The following is an 18,959-nucleotide window of genomic DNA, read 5'->3' as shown; positions in this document are numbered from 1 at the left end:
GGGCGACGCCGGGGGAAGCGCGGAGCCGCCCGGGTCGGTGCCCGGGACGTCGTCCGGCGCGGGGACCGGCGGCGGTGTGCCGGCACCGGCGGCCTCGGGGGCGACCGGCCGGTCCACCGGTGTCCCCTCCGGCGGCGGCGGCGTCCCGTTCATCGTGAGCGTCGGGGTGTCCCGCGGTGGTGCGGGGATCACCGACAGGTCGTAACCGCACGCACCGCAGAAGCGGTCACCCGATTCGAGGGGCCACTCACAGCTCGGGCAAGCGGCCAGCTGGGGCATCTGCGACATCAACTACACCCACGTCCGGGGGCGGTAACGATTGGCACGTTCCACCAGGTCGATCCTTTCCTCGCCACGCTGTGCGAGCCGGGCCAGCGCACGGTACGAGCGCTCCAGGCCGAAGCGGAGGTTCCGCTCGTCCAGTTCGCTGCCGAGCAGCGCACGTCCGCCGCCCGGCGGGGGCGCCGAACCCTGGCTACCGGAGAGTACCCAGTCCAGGGCGGAGCCAAGGACCTCGGTGGCCAACTGCTCGCGGCGCACCGGGCCCAGACCGTACCCGCCGAGCGCCTCGACCTGGCCAGCGGCGGCGAGCAGGTCGTCCAGGAAGGACGCGCCGTTCTCGCTGTTCGCACCGTTCGCACCGCTTGCACCGTTCGCGCCGTTCTCGTCGTGTCGGCTGTTCTCGCCGTTCCCGTCTGCCCCGCCGTCCCCATCGGATGTCCGCCGCCGCAGCCGCGCCCGGACGGCGGCGACGCGGGCCGCCGTGTAGTGGATCGACGACTCCGGCACGGACTCCAGCGTCCGTACGGCACCACCGCGGTCCCCGGCCGCGAGCCGCACCCGGGCCAGGCCGAACGCGGCGCTCACGTAACCGGGGTCGGTCGTCCACACCAGGCGGTAGTACTCGGTGGCGTTGTCCAGCTGCCCGAGCACCTCCGCGCACAGTCCGAGGGCCAGCTTCGGGGCGGGCTCACCGGGGAACGCGTCGTAGACCGCGTCGAACGCCAGCGCCGCGCCCTCGTGGTCGCCGGTCGCGAGCGCCGCCACGCCCCGGTACCAGACGACCCGCCAGTCGTCGGTGTGCTCGCGCTCCAGGGCGTCCAGCGCGTCGACCGCGCCGGCGAACTCGCCTCGCTCCAGGCGCGCCCGCAGCTCCCGCAGCCGCAGTTCCAGCGAAGCGGTGGGGGCCGTGCGCAGTGCGCCGATCAGTTCGGCGGGCGCGGAGGCGAGGAGACCGGCCAGGAACCCGGCGTTCGGATCGGCGGGGTCGATGCGCGGGACCGGCAGCGCGAGCGCCGCGGCGGCCGTGTCCAGCGGCTTGACCAGGGCGGTCGTGGTGGCGGCGGTACCGGACGGCGGCAGCGCCGGACCGGCGGCAGGGGGCGTCCTGTGGGTGCCCGGCCGCCCGTTCGGCACGGCGCGCGCCCCCAGTCGGGACACGTCCCCGTCCAGCTCCGCGAACAACTCCGTGTCGGTGACCCGCAGTTCGGGTCCGAACAGGGTCGACAGCGCCGGGCGCGCCCGTCCCGTCTGCAGGGAGACGACCTCCCGCAGCACACCCGTGAGCTGCTCCGCCATCTCCTGCGCGGAGGCGAACCGGCGGGCCGGGTCGGGGTCGGTGGCACGGACCAGGAACCGGTAGAACGACTCGTACCGGCGGAACACCTCCAGGGTGCCCGGATCGGGCAGGGAGTCCACGTAGACGTTCGTGTAGCCCTGGAAGTCGAAGGTGAGCACGGCGAGGGTGCGGGCCACCGTGTACAGGTCGCTCGCCACCGACGGGCCGGCCTCGGCGACCTCGGGCGCCTGGTAGCCGACCGTGCCGTAGATGGCGGACTCGTCGTCGTCCATCCGGCGCACCGCGCCCATGTCGATCAGCTTCAGCTGGTCCTCGGTCTGGATGGCGTTGTCGACCTTGAAGTCGCAGTACAGCAGGTTGCGGCTGTGCAGGTGGCCGAGCGCGTCCAGCGCCTCGATGCCGTACGCGCACGCCTGCTCCACCGGCAGCGGATCGCGCCGTCCGTCCGGCGTGCGGCGGGAGTCGGCGATCTCCTTGAGCGACTTGCCGCCGACGTACTCCATGACGATGTACCCGTCGAGCGACTCGGTGCGCCGGTCGCGGTGCTCGACGAAGTTGTAGATGCGGACGATGTTGGAGTGCTCGATCTCGGCGAGGAAGCGGCGCTCGGAGATCGCGGCGGCCATCGCGTCCTGGTCGCCGGTGTCCAGCAGGCCCTTCAGCACGACCCAGCGGTCGGACACCGCGCGGTCGACGGCGAGGTAGATCCAGCCGAGACCGCCGTGCGCCAGACAGCCCACGACCTCGTACTGGCCGTGCACGACGTCCCCCGCCCGCAGTTTCGGCACGAACGAGTACGGATGGCCGCACTTGGTGCAGAAGCCCTCCGTGCGCCCCGGCCGGTCGCCGCGCGCCCGCCCCACCGGCGCCCCGCAGTCCGAACGCGAGCAGAACCGCTTGCGCTCGGGCACCTCGGGGTCCGCGAGGACCATCGCGTGCGGGTCGGGGCGGGGCACCTGCGGCACCTGCACCAGGCCCACGCCGAGCCGGGCCCGCCCGGTCGAACCGGCGGCCGAACCCGAGCTGCGGACCGAGATCGAACGGCTCGCCGTCCCGCCCGACAGCGAGCGGGACAGCCGCCCGGACACCGAACGCCGGGACTGCGCCGACCGCGACGACGGCCGCGAGGAGGACCGGGACGACGGCCGGGACGACGACTCGGCACCCCCGGTACCGCTCGTGGAGCCCCCGGTGCCACCCGCGGAGCCACCGGTGCCGCCCGTGGCCGGGGAGACCGGCGAGCCGCTCCCGGGCGCCGGCGGGGCGAGACCGCACGTGTCGCAGTACAGCTCTCCGGCGCCCACGTCCTCGTACCGTCCGGCGCAGCCGGGGCGCCCGCACGCCCGCTGCTCGGTCATGCCGCACCACCTCCGTCGTTCACGTCCTGGACCCGTCGATCAGTTCGGCGGCGGCCCGCTGGTAGCGCAGTACGGCCTGCTCGGCGACGCGCAGGTCGCAGGGCGCGCTCCACAGCATGCGGCGCGCCTTCTCGTACTTCTCGACCAGCTCCGGATCCTCCGCCAGGCCGTGCCGGGCGACCTTGGCCCGGTACGCGTCGAGGCGGCCGCGCAGCTCGGCACGGACCGCCAGGGGCGCGGTCACCGCGGTCAGCGACTCGCGGGCGCGCAGCAGTTCGTCCTCCGCCTTCTGCTCCAGGGCCTCGAGGAGCGGGGACAGCCGGTGCCACTGCGCGTGTCTGCGGTACTCGGCCGCCGTCGCCAGCTGCTCCTGCAGCACCGTCGGCGGACCGCTGACCACGGGTACCTCCGTCGCCGCGATCTTCGCGAGTACCTCGCCGCGGGCGCTGCGCGCCTCGGCGAGCGTACGGTCCGCGCGGCTCAGCAGGTCCCGCAGCCTGACCAGCCGCGCCTCCGCGTCCTGGCGGACCGTCAGCACCGCGTCGATCTCCCGCCGCACGTCCTCCAGGGCGCGCGCCTCACGGTCGTACGTCGAGGTGTCCGGCCGGCCTCCGCCGGGTGCCGAACTCCCAGCCGCGGGGACCCAGTACGCGAGCGGGTCGGACACCACCCGCTCGCGCAGCGCGCCCAGGGTTCGGGTGATCCGCTCCAGATCGTCGCCCGCGGGGTGCTCGCCGGGGCGCACGCCCGCGGAGTGCGCGAGCCGGCGGGTGCGCTGCAGCTCCGCGGAGAGTAGGTCGATGCGCGCGGGGAGGGCCGACCAGACCGCGTCCGCGGCGACGACCATGTCCAGCGAGGACGCGTACAGGTCGTTCATCCGGTCCACGAGCGAGGTCAGGGTGAACCGCTCGCTGAGCTTCCCGGTGCCCGTCAGGCCCGGCGCGTTCGCCACCGGCGCGGTGGCACCGCCCGCGACCGTGACGCTCTCGCCGCGCAGCAGCTCCGTCAGCTCGGCCAGGTCCTCACGGCTCGACCAGCGCCGGCGTGAGCGGACCTCGCGCGCGGAGCGCAGGGCGGCGGTGTACGCGTCGAAGTAGGCCCAGAGCAGGCCGATGGACGCCTCGGCGGCGGCCCAGCGCTCCTTGGTGACGCCCGTGAGCCGGGCGCCTTCGAGGAGCCGGCGGCCCGCGTGGTCCTGCAGGGCGAGGAGCGACGTCTCGACGGCCTCGTGCTCCGCCCCCAGCCGCGCCAGCGCACGGTCCACCTCGTCCCGGTCCATCACCGGCCCGGTGGATCCCGCGACGCTCATCGATCACCTCTCGCTCTCGTACGTGCGTACCTGTCCGGGCCGGACCCCGGTGCGGACGTGGGTCCGTGCCCGCGCTCGTGCCCCCTGCTCAGCGGTACCCGGGCGAGGGCGGCAGCGAGCGCGCCGGGTCGTCGCCGAGCGTCTCCGACAGCCACTTCCCGTACGACTGCTGCCAGCCGCCCCCGCGGTAGTCCTCCAGGACCCGGTTGACCCGGCGCACCAGGTCGTCCGCGTCCTTCCGCATCGCCACCCCGTAGTACTCGGTCGTGAAGGGGGCGCCCTTGAGCTCCACCGTGGGGTCCTGCGCGGCCTGGCTGGCGGCGAGGGCGCCGTCGGTGACCACGGCGTCGGCCCGGCCGAGCTGGAGCTGCACCAGGCAGTCGAGCTGGTTGGGGACGGACTCCGTGAGCTCGGCGGTGGGGGCGGGGCGGCCGGTCCTGATGTCGTCCCGCACCCGGTCCCGGGCGATGGTCGCCTCGGCGGCGCAGATCCGCCGGCCGGCCAGCGTCTCGTCGTACCCCTCGATGCGTGAGGTCCGTGGCGCGAGGACCTGCTGACCGGTGCGGAAGTAGGGCGCGGAGAAGGCGACCTGCTCCAGCCGCGAGCAGCTGATCGTCATCGTGCGGACCACCATGTCCACCCGCCCCTCCTGGATCGCCGGGATGCGCTGGTCCGTGGGGATGGCCCGGAAACGGATGTTGTCCGGGCGGTCGCCGAGGAGTGCGTCGGCGATCTCGTGGGCGAGATCGATGTCGAAGCCCTCCAGTTCGGCGCTGGCGTTCTCGCTGTTCGGATCGCGGTAGCCCCAGCGGTAGCTGTTCTGGTCGACGCCGACGATCAGGTGACCGCGTGCCTCGATCTCCCGGATCGTCGCGCCGCTCGTGTCGGCCGACGGCCGCAGGCTCCGGTTCTCGGGGGCGGTGCACTCCTCGGCCTTCGCGTACGTGACCCGCGCGGTGTCCGGCCCGCCCGGGCCGGTACCGCCGCCCCCGCCGGCGTCACGCAGCGGGGGCAGCGCCAGGGTCGCGGTGAGGGCGCAGGCGACCACCATCCCGCCCACGCCGCCCCAGCCCTTCGCACTGGCCCTCAGACGTCGTACCGCATTCATCACCGCTCCCCCTCTCCCCGTCGCGACCGCCCTCGTCACCGGTACTCCGAAAGCCTGCGCCCGATGCCGAGCACGGCACCCGACGCACCCAGTACGGCGAGGGCGGCAGTACCCTCGGGCAGCCCGTTCATGGCCCTGCGGCCCGCGCGCGCCGCCTCCTCGAACTCCTCCTGCTCGTGCGCGAGCGCCTTGTGCAGGTCGCCGTCGACGGCGTCGAAGCACTCGCTCGTCGGCTCCTCGTCCGGGCCGCCGATGGTCTTGTCCAGTGCCCTCTGGTAATCGCCGTCGGTGTCGGCCTCGCGCGCCACGGCGTGCCGCTCCTGCCAGATCCTCATGTTGCCCGCCGCGGCCTCGACGGGCTCCCGGCCCGCACGGTCGTCGGCGAGGTCCGCGGCGGTGGCCAGGTGCCGCGAGAGGGCGTCCATCTCCTCGACGTACGCGCTGTCGAACGCGTCCTCGCCGGAGTCGGTGATCTCCGCGCCCCGGCTCACCAGGGTGAGGTTCTCGTTGCCGCGGGCCTTCAGGGAGGCGATCCGGGCGTCGTTCAGCACGATCAGCGAGCGGACCCCGTGGACGTAGGAGTCGTCCAGCGACGAACGGGCGACGGTGTGGCCGACGACGAGCCAGACCAGGACCAGGGCGCAGGCGGTGGTGCCGGCCACCAGACCGCGGTTCAGGACCCGGTTGGTGCGGCGGTAGTTGCGGTGCTGGGCCCAGCCGAGGGCGGCGAGGGCGAGGACGCCGAAGGCCGTCGCGGTCCACGGGAAGGAGGTCGCGGCGTCGTAGTCGCCGCGCAGGCGCTCGTTCTCGTTCCGGTAGAGCCGCTCCGCCACCGGCAGCATGTCGGTCTGCATCTTGTCGTTCGCGTGCCGCAGGTAGGCGCCGCCCAGCGGATAGCCCTGGCGGTTGTTGGCGCGGGCCTGCGCGATCAGGCCGCTGTACTCCGGCAGCAGCCTGCTGAGCTCGGCGACGTCCCGGGCGGAGGCGGAGTCCCGCCCGGCGGCGGTGGCGGCCTCCGCCAGACGGGTGGCGGCCCTCTCGATGTTCTGGTCGTAGCGCTCGCCGGACTCGGCGGTCCCCTGGCCGCCGGCGAGGAAACCGCTGGACGCGGCCGTGTTGGCGTCGGCGAGCGAGCTGTAGACGTCGGCCGCGGCGACGCTCAGGCGCTGGCTGCTGTCCAGGACGTCGTCGGCGGCGGCGGAACGGTTGTCCATCTGGGAGGCGGACACGGCCCCGAACACGACGACCAGGAGGGCGAGGGCGGCGCCGATGATCCGCAGCCGGCCCGGCTCGGTCGTCGCCGCCGCGCGCAGCCGGTCGACGCCCTCCATGAACGCGGTGCGGCGCGGCGGTTCGGCGGGGCCGCCGGGCGGTGTCGTGGGGGACGGGGATGGTGCGGGTGACGGGGGCGCCGCGGGTGACGGCGGTGCCGCCCGGGGCGGGACGGCCGGGGCCATGGGCTCCGCCCGTGGCGGCGGTGCGGCGCGGCCCCTCGGCGTGTATGTCACGTGACCTCCCCCCTAGGTCGTCCGTCGCTCACCCCGGCCGGGTGTCCGGCGCCGCCTCCCGGTGCCGTGCCGTACGGGGTGCGTGCGCCGTACGGTGTCCGGCGCGCCGACGGAGGTGCATGGCCGCAAGTATCGTCGCCGGGACCGACATCCGCACCGGCCTTGCCCGGATCATGTGCGGTTCGTCCCCCGGCCGTTGCCCGGACCGCCGCTCGGATCGCTGCCCGGCCGTCCCGGTCCCCAACCGCACGAGTGGTCCCCAGTCCTTCCGCACCACCCCCTGCCCATGAATACGCGAGCGGCTCCGGTTCGGTTCCCCCACGGTCCCCCGTGGCCCCCGCGGAGACGGGCGGTCAGGCGCCCCCCTCGTAGGACGCCCGCACGCGCGCGTGCACGTCGGCCGGGGCACCCACGTGGTCCAGGCCGAGGAGCGCCGCCCCGAGGACGGGGGCGGCGGTGACGACCCGCGGGACGGCCCCGGGGGCCCGGGCGGCGAGCAGTTCGCGCACCCGGCCGTCGAGCCGGGGGTGCCGGGCGGCGAGGACGCTGCCGCCGAGCAGCACCGGAACCTCCTCGGCGAGGAGGTCCAGCCGGGTCAGGGCGACCGCGGCCATGGCCACCACCTCCTCCGCCAGCCGGTCCACGATCGCGCGGGCCACCGGATCACCGTCCGCCGCGGTGGCGAACAGGACCGGCGCCAGGTCGTGGCGCCGGGCGGGCGGGATGTGCCCCAGGTGCAGGGCCTCGATCAGCGCGTACATGGACCCGAGCCCGAAGTGGGCCGGCAGCGCCCGGGCCAGGGCGGTCGGCTCCCCGCGGCCGTCCTCGGCCCGCGCCGCCCACCACAGCGCCTCCTCCGCCAGGTCCGCACCGCCGCCCCGGTCACCGGAGATGCGGCCGACGGCGGGGAAGCGCGCGGTGCGGCCGTCGGGCCGCATCCCCACGCAGTTGATGCCCGCCCCGCAGACGACGGCGACGCCGCGCGGCTCGGCGATCCCCGCCCGCAGTACGGCGAAGGTGTCGTTGCGCACCTCGACGGTCGCCCCCCACGCGCGCGCGTGCAGCGCGGCGGCCAGCCGCTCCTCCTCCACCGGGAAGTCGGCGTTCGCGAGGCACGCCGACACGTGGGTCACCGAGCGCACCCCGCCGGCCCGGGCGAAGGCCTCCCGTACGGTGTCCGCGACGCCGTCCACGGCCGCTTCGACACCCACCACCGGAGGCTTGAACCCACCCCCGCGCGCGGTGCCGACGACCTCGCCGTCCGCCGCGACCACCGCCACGTCGGTCTTGCTGTTGCCGGCGTCGATCGCGAGGACGAGGGCGTCCTGGCGGCCCCCGGACGCCGTCACGCCCACGCGAGGTGTTCCCGGTTGTGCGCGAGCAGCCGGTCGGTGAGGGTGTCGGCGTAGGCGTACTGGCCGATCAGGGGATGGGCGAGCAGCGCACGGAAGACCCGCTCGCGCCCTCCGTGCAGGGCCGCCTCCAGGGCCAGGTCCTCGTACGCCGTCACGTTCGCCATCAGTCCCGCGAACAGCGGGTCCACGGGGGCCACCGGCAGCGGGTCCGCCCCCTCTCCGCCGACCGCCGCCGGCACCTCGATCACCGCGTCGTCCGGCAGGAAGGGCAGCGTGCCCGCGTTGTACGTGTTCACCACCTGGTAGGCGCCGCCCGCTCCGCCCAGCAGCGCGGCCGCCAGGTCCACGGCGGCCTCCGAGTAGTAGGCGCCGCCGCGCCGGGCGAGCAGCTCCGGCTTCTCGTCGAGCGCGGGGTCGGCGTACATCCGCAGCAACTCCCGTTCCAATCCCGCTACTTCGGCGGCCCGCGAGGGCTTGGTCCGCAGCTCCCGCACCACCTCGTCGTGGAGGTAGAAGTACCGCAGGTAGTACGAGGGCACGACGCCGAGCCGGTCGAGGAGTGGCCTCGGCAGCCGCAGATCGGCCGCGACGGCGTCCCCGTGCCGTTCGAGGAGCGAGGGCAGCACGTCCTCGCCCCGCGGGCCGCCGAGCCGTACCCCGGTCTCCCAGGTGAGGTGGTTGAGGCCCACGTGGTCCAGGTGCACGTCACCCGGCGCGACACCGAGCAGCCCCGCGAACTTCCGCTGCAGCCCGATCGCCACGTTGCACAGTCCGACCGCCCGGTGCCCGGCCCGCAGCAGCGCGCGGGTCACGATGCCGACGGGATTGGTGAAGTCGACGATCCAGGCGCCGGGGCTGACGCGCCGCACCCGCTCGGCGATCTCCAGCACCACCGGCACCGTCCGCAGCGCCTTGGCCAGCCCGCCCGCCCCGGTGGTCTCCTGCCCGACGCAGCCGCACTCCAGCGGCCAGGTCTCGTCCTGTTCCCGGGCCGCCTGCCCGCCGACCCGCAGCTGCAGCAGCACCGCGTCCGCGCCGTCGGCGCCCCGGTCGAGGTCGTGGGTGGTGACGACGCGCCCGGGGTGCCCCTGCCGCGCGAGGATCCGCCGGGCCAGCCCGCCGACCAGCTCCAGCCGCTCGGCGTCCGGGTCGACGAGCACCAGCTCCTCGACGGGCAGGGTGTCCCGGAGCCGGGCGAACCCGTCGACGAGCTCGGGCGTGTAGGTCGAGCCTCCGCCGACCACGGTCAGTTTCATGTGCGGTCCAACCTCTCACTCCGGTCGCCCTCGGGGTGACGCCCTCGCGGACCGGTCCGGTACGCCCGGGGCAGGTGAGCCGAGCGTGCCGGTCCGCGTCTCAGTCGTACCCCGGTACGGTCCCGGTGTACGCCGCCCGGGGCGGAGGCGTGGCGAGCGGTACGCGCCGCCATGGCGGCCCGCGTCACTTCGGGTCGCGGGCGAACTTCGCGGCCGACCAGAAGTAGCCGAGCACCGCGAGCCCCAGGCACCAGGCGAGGGCGAGCCATCCGTTGTGGCCGATCCCGGTGCCGAGGAGCAGCCCGCGCAGGGTCTCGATGGCCGGCGTGAACGGCTGGTACTCGGCGACCGGCCGGAACCAGCCGGGCATCGTGTCGACCGGGACGAAGGCGCTGGACAGGAGCGGCAGCAGGATCAGCGGCATCGCGTTGTTGCTGGCCGCCTCGGCGTTCGGGCTGACCAGGCCCATGCCGACGGCGATCCAGGTGAGCGCCGTGGCGAAGAGCACGAGCAGTCCGAACGCCGCCAGCCACTCCAGGGCGGTGGCGTCGGTGGACCGGAAGCCGATGGCCACGGCGACGGCGCCGACGAGGACGACGCTCGCGACCGACTGCAGCACGCTGCCGACGACGTGCCCGACGAGCACCGATCCGCGGTGGATCGCCATGGTGCGGAAGCGGGCGATGATGCCCTCGCTCATGTCCGTGGAGACGGACACCGCGGTGCCGATGGTGGTGGAGCCGATGGTCATCAGTAACAGGCCGGGCACGATGTACGCGATGTAGGCGGAGCGGTCGGCGCCGCCGCCGCCGATGCCCGCGCTCATCACGTCGCCGAAGAGGTAGACGAAGAGCAACAACAGCATCACCGGGGTGAGCAGCAGGTTCAGCGTCATGGAGGGGTAGCGCCGGGTGTGCAGGAGGTTGCGGCGCAGCATGGTGGACGAGTCGCGCAGGGCGAGGGGGAGGGAGCTCATCGGACGGCCTCCGTGGGCTGGTGCGGCTGGGTGGAGTCGGTGAGGGCGAAGAAGACGTCGTCCAGGTCGGGGGTGTGCACGGTGAGTTCGTCCGCCTCGATGCCGGCGGCGTCCAGCAGGTCGAGGACGGCGCGCAGTTCGCGCTGGCTGCCGCCGCTGGGGAGCTGCAGCGCGAGCGCCTCGTCGTCCCTCGTGACCTCGCGGAGCGCGCGGGCGGCCCCCTGGTACGCGGCCGGGTCGGTGAAGCGCAGCCGCACGTGTCCGCCGGGGACGATCCGCTTGAGCTGCTCGGCGGTGCCCTCGGCGGCGATTCTCCCGCCGTGCAGTACGGCGATGCGGTCGGCGAGTTCGTCGGCCTCCTCCAGGTACTGGGTGGTGAGGAAGACGGTGACGCCGCCGGAGACCAGCTCGCGGACGATCTGCCACATGTTGTGGCGGCTGCGCGGGTCGAGCCCGGTGGTCGGCTCGTCGAGGAAGATGATCCGCGGGTCGCCGACCAGGGTCATCGCGATGTCCAGGCGGCGCTTCATCCCGCCGGAGTAGGTGGCGGCCGGCTTCTTCGCGGCCTCGGTGAGGTCGAAGCGCTCCAGCAGCCCGGCGGCGACCCGCCGTCCCTCGCGTCTGGGCAGGTGGTGCAGGTCCGCCATGAGGAGCATGTTCTCCTCGCCGGTGATCAGACCGTCCACGGCGGAGAACTGACCGGTGACGCCGATCGTGGCGCGGACCGCCTGCGGGTCGGCGGCGAGGTCGTGGCCGCCGACGCGCAGCTCACCGGCGTCGGCGGTGACGAGGGTGGAGAGGATCTTGACGACGGTGGTCTTGCCGGCGCCGTTCGGACCGAGCAGGGAGAAGACGGTTCCTTCGGGTACGGCGAGGTCGACTCCGTCGAGGACGACCTTGTCACCGTAGGACTTGCGCAGTCCGTTCGCCGTGATGGCCGGATCGGTGGTCATGAGGGGTGCTCCTTCTACAGGCTGCGGGCGGTGATGTCGCCGTGGGAGGTGGTCGCGTGGATGTGCAGGCCGGCGGTGGCGCCGTCGGTGTTCCGCAGCGCGTTGTGGATGCGGCCCGAAGGGGTGCCGGCGTCCAGGGAGGCGGAGACTCCGCGGGCGGCGCCGACCGAGATGTCGCCGTGCTCGGTGCGCAGCGTCACCGTGCCGCGCACGGCCTCGGCGATGCGGAGGTCGCCCTTGCGGGTGCCGATCTCGCCGGGGCCGCCCAGCCGGCCGACCGAGACGTCGCCGGCGGCCAGCGTGAGGCGGGCGCTCGCCGTCTCGTCGAGCTTGACCGAGCCGTGCGCGCCCTCGAAGGTGACGTCGCCGAGCCGTCCGACGCCCCGGAACTCGGCGTCGGCCGCCTTCGCCTCGACGCGGGAGCCGGCGGGCAGCTGGACGGTCACCTCCACGGATCCCGAGGTGCCGAGGACCCGGTTCTTCGCCGGCGCGGCCTCGATCCGCAGGACACCGTCCCGGTGCTCGACGGTGATCTGCTCCGCCGCCTTCGCGTCGCGGGCCTTCGAGGCGTCGGCGGGCAGCACCTCGACCGTGGTGTCGACCCGGTCGGCGGCGATGAGGCGGATGCGCCCGGCGGGGATGTCGAGGACGGCGGAGATCGGGGCGGGGGTGTCGAACTTGTGCATCGTGCGCTCCTTCGGGTCGTTGTTTCCGACAGGAGAAACGCTACGTTGCGTTCAAGGATTGGGCAACGCGCTTGTTGCGCACGGGTTATGAAGTGGCTGGTCGTAGCGTGTGTTTCGTTGCAACGGTCTCGCGTACAACGCAACGCGGATCGCGCGTTCGTTGCAATGAACTGGAAGTGAACGCTATAGTGGTGCCCCCCGAGGAACTCGAAGGAGACCGCAATGCCGGGAGGTAGGCTCACCCAGCAGGAACGCCGGCAGATCGCGCTGGGCCTGGCCGACGGCCTCGCCTACGCGGAGATCGCCAGGCGTCTGGACCGCCCCACCTCGACGGTCACGCGCGAGGTGATGCGCAACGGCGGGCCCACCGGCTACCGCGCCGACCTGGCCCACCGCGCCACCGAGCGCCGCGCCCACCGGCGCAGGCAGGCCGCCCCCCGGGGCGCGGAGGCGTCCCCGCAGCCCCACGGGCGCGACGCCGAGGCCGTGCGCGAGTACGAGGAGACGCTCACCACCGTCTTCATGGCCTCGGGCATGTCCAAGATGACGGCCCGGGTGATGGCCTCCCTCTACACCACCGACTCCGGCAGTCTCACCGCGGCCGAACTCGTGCAGCGGCTCCAGGTCAGCCCGGCGACCGTCTCCAAGGCGATCGCGTTCCTGGAGAGCCAGGACCTCGTCCGCCGGGAGCGCGACGAACGCCGCCGCGAGCGCTACGTCGTCGACGACGACGTCTGGTACCAGGCGATGGTGGCCAGTGCCCGGGCCCTCGACCAGGTCGTCGAGACCGCACGGCAGGGCGTGGGCATCCTCGGCCGCGGCACCCCGGCCGCCGCCCGCCTCGAGGGCGCCGCCCGCTTCCTCGACTTCGTCAGTGAGAGCAACATCCGTGCCGCGGAGCAGGCCCGCGAGATCCTCCACACGACGGCCGTGCCGGACGGGCAGCCCTCCTGACGGTCACGGCGAGCGGTGCGCGCACCGGGCGCCCACCGCTCGCGACGGCACCCGCGATACCCACTTTTTAGTGGGTACTTGGCGCCGGCCGGCCGTGCTCCGATCCTGGTGGGGGCGGTCGGAGGGCGGCCACCGAATCAGGGGGAGAGGTGCGAGGCGGGATGACCCCACGCATGCGTCACGAGGCCGTCCTGGCTCCGGCTCCGGCTCCGGCTCCGGCTCCGGAGCCGGAGCCGCGGAGCGCGTCCAGGCGGCGGTGGCCCCAGTCGGAAAGGGGAGCCAACGCCTCGGAGAGTTCACGGCCGAACGCCGTCAGCGAGTACACGGTCTTGAGCGGGAGCACGTCGTGCACCTCCCGGTGCACCAGTCCGTCGGTCTCCATCTCACGGAGCGCCTGAGTCAGCACCTTCTCGCTGAGCCCCGGCAACTGCCGACGCAGTTCGCCGGGGCGGTGCGGGCCCGACTCCAGCAGCCAGAGCAGGGCCGTCTTCCACTTCCCGTCGATCACGGCGATCGCGGCGGTCACCCCGCAGACATCCGGGTCCACGGCACGGCTGCGCGTCATCACTGCCCCATTCGTCACGTTCTGCCGGCGTCCACGTATCGAAGTACTCAGTCACAGCTACGGAGTTGAACCATGTCTTCGCACGACCACGATGAACAGTCTGCCGCCACCGTCACCGCCGACGTCACCGCCACCGTCACCGTCCTCGGCCTGGGGCCGATGGGCCGCGCCCTGGCGCGGGCCTTCCTGGAGGCCGGTCTGCGCACCACGGTCTGGAACCGGACGCCGGGCCGGGACCGGGAGCTGGTCGCGCGGGGTGCGGTCAGCGCCCCCTCGGCGGAGGAGGCCGTCGCCGCGAGCGCGCTGACCGTCGTCTGCGTGGTGAACTACGACGCCGTGGACGCCGTGCTGCGGAGTGCGGCCGTCACCGACGCGCTCAAGGGCCGCACGGTGGTGAACCTGACCGCCGACACGCCGGACCGGGCCCGCTCCACCGCGGCCTGGGCGGCTGAGCACGGCGTCCGCTACCTGGACGGGGCGATCATGACGCCGGCCCCCACCATCGGCACGCCGGACGCGGTCTTCCTCCACAGCGGTCCGCGGGAACTCCTCGAGGAGCACCGGTCCGTCCTCGAGGAACTGGGCGGCTCGCACACCCACCTCGGGGAGGACATCGGCCGGGCGGCCGCGTACGACATCGCGCTGCTCGACATCTTCTGGACCGCGATGGCGGGCTACGCGCACGCCCTCGCGGTGGCGAAGGCGGAGGGGATCACCGCCCGGGAGCTGGCCCCGTTCGCCCAGGGCATCGCCGCGATCCTGCCGCCGCTCTTCGAGCAGTTCGCCGGGGACGTGGACGCCGGCGACTTCTCCGGTGACATCAACCCGGTCACCTCCGCGGCCTCGTCCATGGCGCACATCGTCCACGCCTCCGAGGCCCACGGCATCGACGCGGGCGTGATGCGGGCCGCCGAGGGCTGGGCCCGCCGCGTCATCGGGCGGGGGCACGGCGCGGACGGGTTCATCCGCGTCGCCGAACTGCTGGGCCGCTGAGCCGATCCCGCAGGACCCGCGTCACGAGGCGGCGCCGTTCCCCCTCGGAGGAGCGGCGCCGTGACCGTCTGCCATGTGCAAGGGGCATGTTCTCACTTGATGGACACGGAGCGTGGCGGTGTGCTTCCATCGTGTCGACGGGGGAAATCAACGATGTGCCCAGCGCCGTTCGGACAGTAGCGGTGGAAGCTTTCACGGTGGACGCGGGAGGTCACCGTGAGCGCTGGTATCGAGTTCCCAGAAGGCACCGGGTGTGTGCTCGTCCGGTTCGTCGGCGCGATCGATGCCGACGAGATCCCACGAGTCAGCGAACAGGTGCTCCACGGAACCAGCCGCTCCGTACTGCTCGCCGATCTCACAGAGGCGGAACCGGTGTTCGGGCGCAGCTTCTTCGCGCTGCTGACCCTGGCCCTCAAGACCCGCGCGGCGGGAGTGAAACTCCTCGTCGTCGGGCCCGACCACGACTTGGAACGGCTGATCGCCACCACGGCGACGGGCCGCTTCCTGCCCTGCTACGCAACGGTCGGCGCGGCGCTCCACAGCACGCACTGCGCCACCCGTGCCGCGCAGGCAGGCAATCAGCACTAGAAGGATGCGGGACATCGCGAATGGGCCACTCTGCACGGCGGATCCACCAGGATTCCGCGGCGGAAGCCAGCGTGTTGGTGCGGGTGACCGGCACGCTGGGCGTGGGAATCATCGACGCGCTGCAGGACGAGGCGCGCTGGCTCATGACCGGCACGGCGGGAGCGGCCCGCCGCACGCTGCTGCTCGACCTCTCCGGCGTCGCCAAGTGCCGGGACGGAGCGGGCCTGTACGTACTGCTGGGCATGAGCCGGATACTGGAGGGCAGGGGCGTCCTGCTGATGCTGACCTCGGCGAGTCCGGCGGTGGAGGCACAGATCCGGCAGGCCCGTCTGCAGGACCATCTGCGCCGCGGCCGTGACCAGGAGTCGCGTGACACCTAGTAGTCCCGCACGGTCAGCCCGCGTCGGCGGTTCTGTCCCGCCCGCCCGCTCTCAGGACGGTGGTGGTGGCGGTCAGGAAGGGCAGCGTCCCGGTGAGGTGGAGCAGGCGGTCCAGGAAGACGGGCCGGCCGTCCAGCCGGAGGCCGACGCCGGCGACCCGGGCGTGGCGGTGCACCGCCAGCAGCGCCGACAGGCCCATCGAGTCGATCCACGTGAGCCGCCGGAAGTCCAGCCGCAGCTGTCGGAAGGGCGCGCCCGGGGTGAGGTGCTCGGTGACGGTGCGGACCAGCTGCTCACTCGTCTCGTGATCGAGGTCGCCGGCGACCTCGACGTTCAGCACGTGCGACACGGCGGTGACGATCAGGCTGAACTCGGACGGGGGCGTGGTCATGGGGTGGCCTCTGGATCGGAGTCGGCGCGGGCGGCGAGGACGGCGGTCCCGGCGCGGAGCACGGCGGTGGCGCGCGGGAAGTCGTGGAGCTGCCGGGCGAGAAGGCCCAGCCCGGGGATCAGGCACCGCGGGGAGACCGACCGTGCCTCCAGGACGCCGGCGGTCCAGGTGAGGAAGTCGGTGAACAGTGCGGCGTCGTCGACGTACAGGGCGGTGGCGAGGAAGTCGACGATGTGGGCGAAGTCCTCGGCGGTGCGCTCGTGCTGCACGTCGGTGTAGAGCCGCATGGCGGGGACGTGTTCCTCCACTCCCGCGAGCGTGTCCTTGACCAGCCGCGGGCGGGAGTTCACGATCATCGTGTACTCCTGGTCGGCCAGGTGCGGCAGGTCGTCCACCGCATGGCGGACGACCGGCGGCCGGGAGGCGGCCAGACCGGCCTCCAGCGCTTCCGCGGCACCCCGCCCGTCGGCCGCCCACCGGTCGGCGCCGCAGAGGCGGGCGTAGCGGCCGTCGGGGCCGAAGGCCCTGCCACCCGCCATGACGGGCACGCCGTGGGCCTGGCAGGCGGCGATCATGGCATGGGCGCCCGGCAGCCTGACGGGGACGGAGGACGAGAGCAGCGCCGCGTCCGCCCCGGTGCGCCGCAGGTGGGCGACGAGGTGCGCCGCGGAGATCTGGGCGCCGAGGTAGTCCACCCGCCAGCCGCGCAGGTGCAGGACCTCCGCGACCAGGCGGGCCGGCAGGGCGTGCCATTCGCCGTCCACGCACGCCACGGTCACCCGGCCCCGGGCCCGGCCGGCCGGTACCGGTGCGGGCGGGACCAGCGCGGTGAGCGCCCGCTCGCTGACCACCGTGGCCGCGTGCTCCTGGGCGACCGTGATCCGGTCGGCCGCCCATTCGAGGCCGACCCGCTCCTGGACGCCGCCGATCAGGTCCAGCAGGAGCGTCTCCCTGTCCGAGCCGGCGGCGAGTGCCTGGTACAGGACGTCGGTGGCGGTGTAGGCGTCGCCGTCGAGGACGGCCTCCCACAGTTCGTGCCGTAGGTCGGCCAGGACGTCGTCGGAGTCGGTCATGTTCCTCTCCTCTGCCGCTCGCGTGTGTTCCCGGGGCGGAGGTCCCCGTCGACCACCGTCAGACGGCCGGTCCCCGGCGCGCCGATCGCGACCACCGCCATGTCGTCGTGCGGGCCCCGGCCCAGCCACTGCGCGGCCAGCATCTGCACGCGCTCCACCACCGCCTCCGCCGGCATGCCGGCACACCCCGTCAGGTCCCGTTTGAGCCGCTCGACGCCGTACAGCTCGCCGCCGACCGGACCGCCGCGGGCCTCGGTGATGCCGTCGGTGAACAGCAGGCAGGTCTCGCCCGGTGCGAGGACGGTCTCCTCGGTGCGCACCGACACCGACGGCAGCACGCCCAGCAGGTCGCCGAGCGTCCCGCTCTCCTCGACCCGCCCGTCGGCGCGCACGATGAGGGGCGGGGGATGGCCGGCGCTGGTGAGCCGCAGCCGCACCCGGCCCGCCCGGCGCCGCGCGGAAGCGAGGACCAGGGTCACGAACCGCTCGTGCGGGGAGGCCAGGAGCGCGGTGTTCAGCAGGTCGAGGACGTGGCCGTGGTCGCGGGCGAGGGGCAGCAGGACGCGCAGGCCGTTGCGGATCCTGCCGGTCAGCACGGCGGCGTCCAGGCCCTTGCCCGCCACGTCCCCGAGGACCACGAGCGACTCCTGTTCGGGGCCCGCGCCGGGGTGGACGTCGTAGAAGTCGCCGCCGATCCGCTCGCTGTCCCGGAACGGGCGGTAGCGTCCGGCGTACTCGACGCCGTGCACACCGGCGAGCACCGGAGGCAGCAGTTCCCGTGTCAGCAGGGCGGTGACACGGGCCTGTTCGGTGTGGAGGCGGGCCGCGGACAGGGCTGCTCCCGCGCGGGCGGCGAACAGCCGGGCGAATCCGTCCTCGCTGGCGGTGAAGGCCCGCCCCGTGCCGGCACGCAGCAGGAGCAGGGCGGAGTCGGGAACACCGCGGCCGGGCAGCGGCGTGACGATGACGGAGCCGACCGGGCCCGGGAAGCCCGGCGGGACCGCCCACGGGGGAATGTCGCCGGGGTTGATCCACCGTGTCGGCAGGGGCGGGAAGCCCTGCAGGGCCTCGGCGAGGCCGGGCACCGCCGCCGGGTCCGCCGCCCGGGTGACCCGGGTGACGGGGCCGCCGGTCAGCGCGTAGGTGAGGGGGAGGTGGCGGCCCTCGGCGGGGGCGACGAGGACGGCGCCGTCCGCGAGGTGGTGGGCGGCGAGGCGTGCGGTGGCCTCCATGCAGTGGGGCACGCTCAGCGACGAGGCCGGCGTGCCGGACACCTCGGAGAGGATCGCCGCGCGCTCCCGCTCGCCGCGCAGGGCCTCCTCGGCCAGGTGGCGGTCGGTGTCGTCGGTCAGCCACCACACCACGTTCCCGTCCGGGCTCGGCGTGGGGTGGGCCGCGAACAGGCGTTCGCCGATCGGGCCGGACAGTTCGTCCTGGTACGGCGTGCCGGGGGCGTCGGCCAGGTGCCGGTGCGCGGCCGCCAGCCAGTCCGGCAGGGCCGGGAGCGGCAGGTCGTCGCCCGCCGTCACGGGCAGCAGCAGCCGGGCGACGTCGTTGGCCTCGACGATGCCGCCGTCACGGTTCACGACCAGGACCGGGCAGGGAGCACCGCTCCACGTGGCGCCGACGCCGACGCTGCGGGAGCGGCTCGGAAGACCGTGAGGAGGAACCACGACGGGCGGCACGGGTGCCGCGCACCCACCACCTTCCTGAGCGCGAGAACGTTGTCTCGCGGAAACCGTCTCGCGGAGGCGCGGCTCCCCGCAGGCCACCTTCGGACTCGTACGGAAGTGGCGGTTGTCGGGCGGTTCCTGTCCGGTCGTGGTCACGGTGCGGGACTTCGCAACCGGTCGGCCGGTGCGGCCGGCCGGAGGCGTGGCAGCGGGGCCCGCGCCGGACGCGCGGCCTCGCCGGCGGCGGCCCGGGG

Annotated in this window: 18 protein-coding genes; 4 read left to right on the top strand and 14 right to left on the bottom strand. The window is 73.9% G+C overall.

The window, feature by feature from the left end; all coding sequences use genetic code 11:
• The 10 genes from UW392_RS54665 to UW392_RS54620 all read right to left on the bottom strand — a co-directional run.
• Positions 1-288: zinc ribbon domain-containing protein (locus UW392_RS54665; RefSeq protein ID WP_320782945.1), on the bottom strand; the 288-nt coding region annotated here is incomplete at its 3' end.
• 3 nt (positions 289-291) lie between these two features.
• Positions 292-2,937: a serine/threonine-protein kinase gene (locus tag UW392_RS54660; protein ID WP_320782944.1), complete on the bottom strand. Its 2,646-nt coding sequence runs from the start codon at positions 2,935-2,937 to the stop codon at positions 292-294.
• 19 nt (positions 2,938-2,956) lie between these two features.
• Positions 2,957-4,246, bottom strand: coding sequence for a hypothetical protein (locus UW392_RS54655; protein WP_320782943.1), 1,290 nt, complete (start codon positions 4,244-4,246; stop codon positions 2,957-2,959).
• 88 nt (positions 4,247-4,334) lie between these two features.
• Entirely contained in the window at positions 4,335-5,354 is a 1,020-nt protein-coding gene (locus UW392_RS54650) for a glutamate ABC transporter substrate-binding protein (protein ID WP_320782942.1), read from the bottom strand.
• 35 nt (positions 5,355-5,389) lie between these two features.
• Complete coding sequence (locus UW392_RS54645) at positions 5,390-6,811, bottom strand: hypothetical protein (protein WP_320782941.1); 1,422 nt, start codon at positions 6,809-6,811, stop codon at positions 5,390-5,392.
• 404 nt (positions 6,812-7,215) lie between these two features.
• The gene (locus UW392_RS54640) at positions 7,216-8,217 is read right to left on the bottom strand and encodes an N-acetylglucosamine kinase (RefSeq protein ID WP_320782940.1); all 1,002 of its coding nucleotides are present in this window, start codon (positions 8,215-8,217) and stop codon (positions 7,216-7,218) included.
• Positions 8,208-9,473 (bottom strand): 6-phospho-beta-glucosidase, encoded by a 1,266-nt coding sequence (locus UW392_RS54635; RefSeq protein ID WP_320782939.1) that lies wholly within the window; start codon positions 9,471-9,473, stop codon positions 8,208-8,210. The genes UW392_RS54640 and UW392_RS54635 overlap by 10 nt, the downstream gene beginning before the upstream one ends.
• 184 nt (positions 9,474-9,657) lie before the next feature.
• Positions 9,658-10,449, bottom strand: a complete 792-nt coding sequence (locus tag UW392_RS54630) for an ABC transporter permease (RefSeq protein ID WP_320782938.1) — start codon at positions 10,447-10,449, stop codon at positions 9,658-9,660.
• A complete protein-coding gene (locus UW392_RS54625) occupies positions 10,446-11,402 on the bottom strand; it encodes an ATP-binding cassette domain-containing protein (RefSeq protein WP_320782937.1) in 957 nt (318 codons plus the stop codon). Before UW392_RS54625 ends, UW392_RS54630 begins: the two co-directional genes overlap by 4 nt.
• Before the next feature lie 14 nt (positions 11,403-11,416).
• Positions 11,417-12,088 carry a DUF4097 family beta strand repeat-containing protein gene (locus tag UW392_RS54620; RefSeq protein WP_320782936.1) on the bottom strand — a complete coding sequence of 224 codons (672 nt, stop codon included), beginning with the start codon at positions 12,086-12,088 and terminating at the stop codon, positions 11,417-11,419.
• Positions 12,089-12,310: 222 nt separating this feature from the next.
• Here UW392_RS54620 and UW392_RS54615 point away from each other — a divergent pair, with 222 nt between their 5' ends.
• Positions 12,311-13,042, top strand: a complete 732-nt coding sequence (locus tag UW392_RS54615) for a GbsR/MarR family transcriptional regulator (protein WP_320782935.1) — start codon at positions 12,311-12,313, stop codon at positions 13,040-13,042.
• Between the two features lie 178 nt (positions 13,043-13,220).
• Here the strand turns inward: UW392_RS54615 and UW392_RS54610 are convergent, their stop codons facing one another.
• On the bottom strand, positions 13,221-13,607 hold the full coding sequence (locus UW392_RS54610) for a helix-turn-helix domain-containing protein (protein ID WP_320782934.1): 387 nt from the start codon (positions 13,605-13,607) through the stop codon (positions 13,221-13,223).
• 72 nt (positions 13,608-13,679) lie between these two features.
• On the opposite strand from UW392_RS54610, the gene UW392_RS54605 reads away from it, so the two are divergent.
• The 3 genes from UW392_RS54605 (at position 13,680) to UW392_RS54595 (ending at position 15,568) form a co-directional block, all read left to right on the top strand.
• The gene (locus UW392_RS54605) at positions 13,680-14,600 is read left to right on the top strand and encodes an NAD(P)-dependent oxidoreductase (protein ID WP_320782933.1); all 921 of its coding nucleotides are present in this window, start codon (positions 13,680-13,682) and stop codon (positions 14,598-14,600) included.
• A 216-nt stretch (positions 14,601-14,816) separates the two neighbouring features.
• On the top strand, positions 14,817-15,188 hold the full coding sequence (locus UW392_RS54600; RefSeq protein WP_320782932.1) for an STAS domain-containing protein: 372 nt from the start codon (positions 14,817-14,819) through the stop codon (positions 15,186-15,188).
• Positions 15,189-15,271: 83 nt separating this feature from the next.
• The gene (locus tag UW392_RS54595) at positions 15,272-15,568 is read left to right on the top strand and encodes an STAS domain-containing protein (RefSeq protein ID WP_320782931.1); all 297 of its coding nucleotides are present in this window, start codon (positions 15,272-15,274) and stop codon (positions 15,566-15,568) included.
• Between the two features lie 13 nt (positions 15,569-15,581).
• On the opposite strand, the gene UW392_RS54590 is transcribed toward UW392_RS54595, so the two are convergent.
• The 3 genes from UW392_RS54590 to UW392_RS54580 are packed head-to-tail and all read right to left on the bottom strand — an operon-like array spanning position 15,582 to position 18,624.
• Positions 15,582-15,959 (bottom strand): STAS domain-containing protein, encoded by a 378-nt coding sequence (locus tag UW392_RS54590; protein WP_320782930.1) that lies wholly within the window; start codon positions 15,957-15,959, stop codon positions 15,582-15,584.
• A complete protein-coding gene (locus tag UW392_RS54585; protein WP_320782929.1) occupies positions 15,956-17,032 on the bottom strand; it encodes a B12-binding domain-containing protein in 1,077 nt (358 codons plus the stop codon). The genes UW392_RS54590 and UW392_RS54585 overlap by 4 nt, the downstream gene beginning before the upstream one ends.
• On the bottom strand, positions 17,029-18,624 hold the full coding sequence (locus UW392_RS54580; protein ID WP_320782946.1) for a PP2C family protein-serine/threonine phosphatase: 1,596 nt from the start codon (positions 18,622-18,624) through the stop codon (positions 17,029-17,031). The genes UW392_RS54585 and UW392_RS54580 overlap by 4 nt, the downstream gene beginning before the upstream one ends.
• Positions 18,625-18,959 lie beyond the last annotated feature (335 nt).

The organism is Streptomyces sp. CRN 30 (assembly GCF_034105845.1).
The sequence above is the reverse complement of the archived record's forward strand: the minus strand, read 5'-3'. Positions and strand labels throughout refer to the sequence as shown.

Bases quoted from the DNA above. Each gene is read 5' to 3' on its own strand.
- UW392_RS54660 (WP_320782944.1), bottom strand. From the start codon at position 2,937: ATGACCGAGCAGCGGGCGTGCGGGCGCCCCGGCTGCGCCGGACGGTAC.
- UW392_RS54615 (WP_320782935.1), top strand. From the start codon at position 12,311: ATGCCGGGAGGTAGGCTCACCCAGCAGGAACGCCGGCAGATCGCGCTG.
- UW392_RS54610 (WP_320782934.1), bottom strand. From the start codon at position 13,607: ATGACGCGCAGCCGTGCCGTGGACCCGGATGTCTGCGGGGTGACCGCC.
- UW392_RS54605 (WP_320782933.1), top strand. From the start codon at position 13,680: ATGTCTTCGCACGACCACGATGAACAGTCTGCCGCCACCGTCACCGCC.
- UW392_RS54590 (WP_320782930.1), bottom strand. From the start codon at position 15,959: ATGACCACGCCCCCGTCCGAGTTCAGCCTGATCGTCACCGCCGTGTCG.
- UW392_RS54645 (WP_320782941.1), bottom strand. From the start codon at position 6,811: ATGGCCCCGGCCGTCCCGCCCCGGGCGGCACCGCCGTCACCCGCGGCG.
- UW392_RS54585 (WP_320782929.1), bottom strand. From the start codon at position 17,032: ATGACCGACTCCGACGACGTCCTGGCCGACCTACGGCACGAACTGTGG.
- UW392_RS54620 (WP_320782936.1), bottom strand. From the start codon at position 12,088: ATGCACAAGTTCGACACCCCCGCCCCGATCTCCGCCGTCCTCGACATC.
- UW392_RS54635 (WP_320782939.1), bottom strand. From the start codon at position 9,473: ATGAAACTGACCGTGGTCGGCGGAGGCTCGACCTACACGCCCGAGCTC.
- UW392_RS54630 (WP_320782938.1), bottom strand. From the start codon at position 10,449: ATGAGCTCCCTCCCCCTCGCCCTGCGCGACTCGTCCACCATGCTGCGC.
- UW392_RS54625 (WP_320782937.1), bottom strand. From the start codon at position 11,402: ATGACCACCGATCCGGCCATCACGGCGAACGGACTGCGCAAGTCCTAC.
- UW392_RS54650 (WP_320782942.1), bottom strand. From the start codon at position 5,354: ATGAATGCGGTACGACGTCTGAGGGCCAGTGCGAAGGGCTGGGGCGGC.
- UW392_RS54655 (WP_320782943.1), bottom strand. From the start codon at position 4,246: ATGAGCGTCGCGGGATCCACCGGGCCGGTGATGGACCGGGACGAGGTG.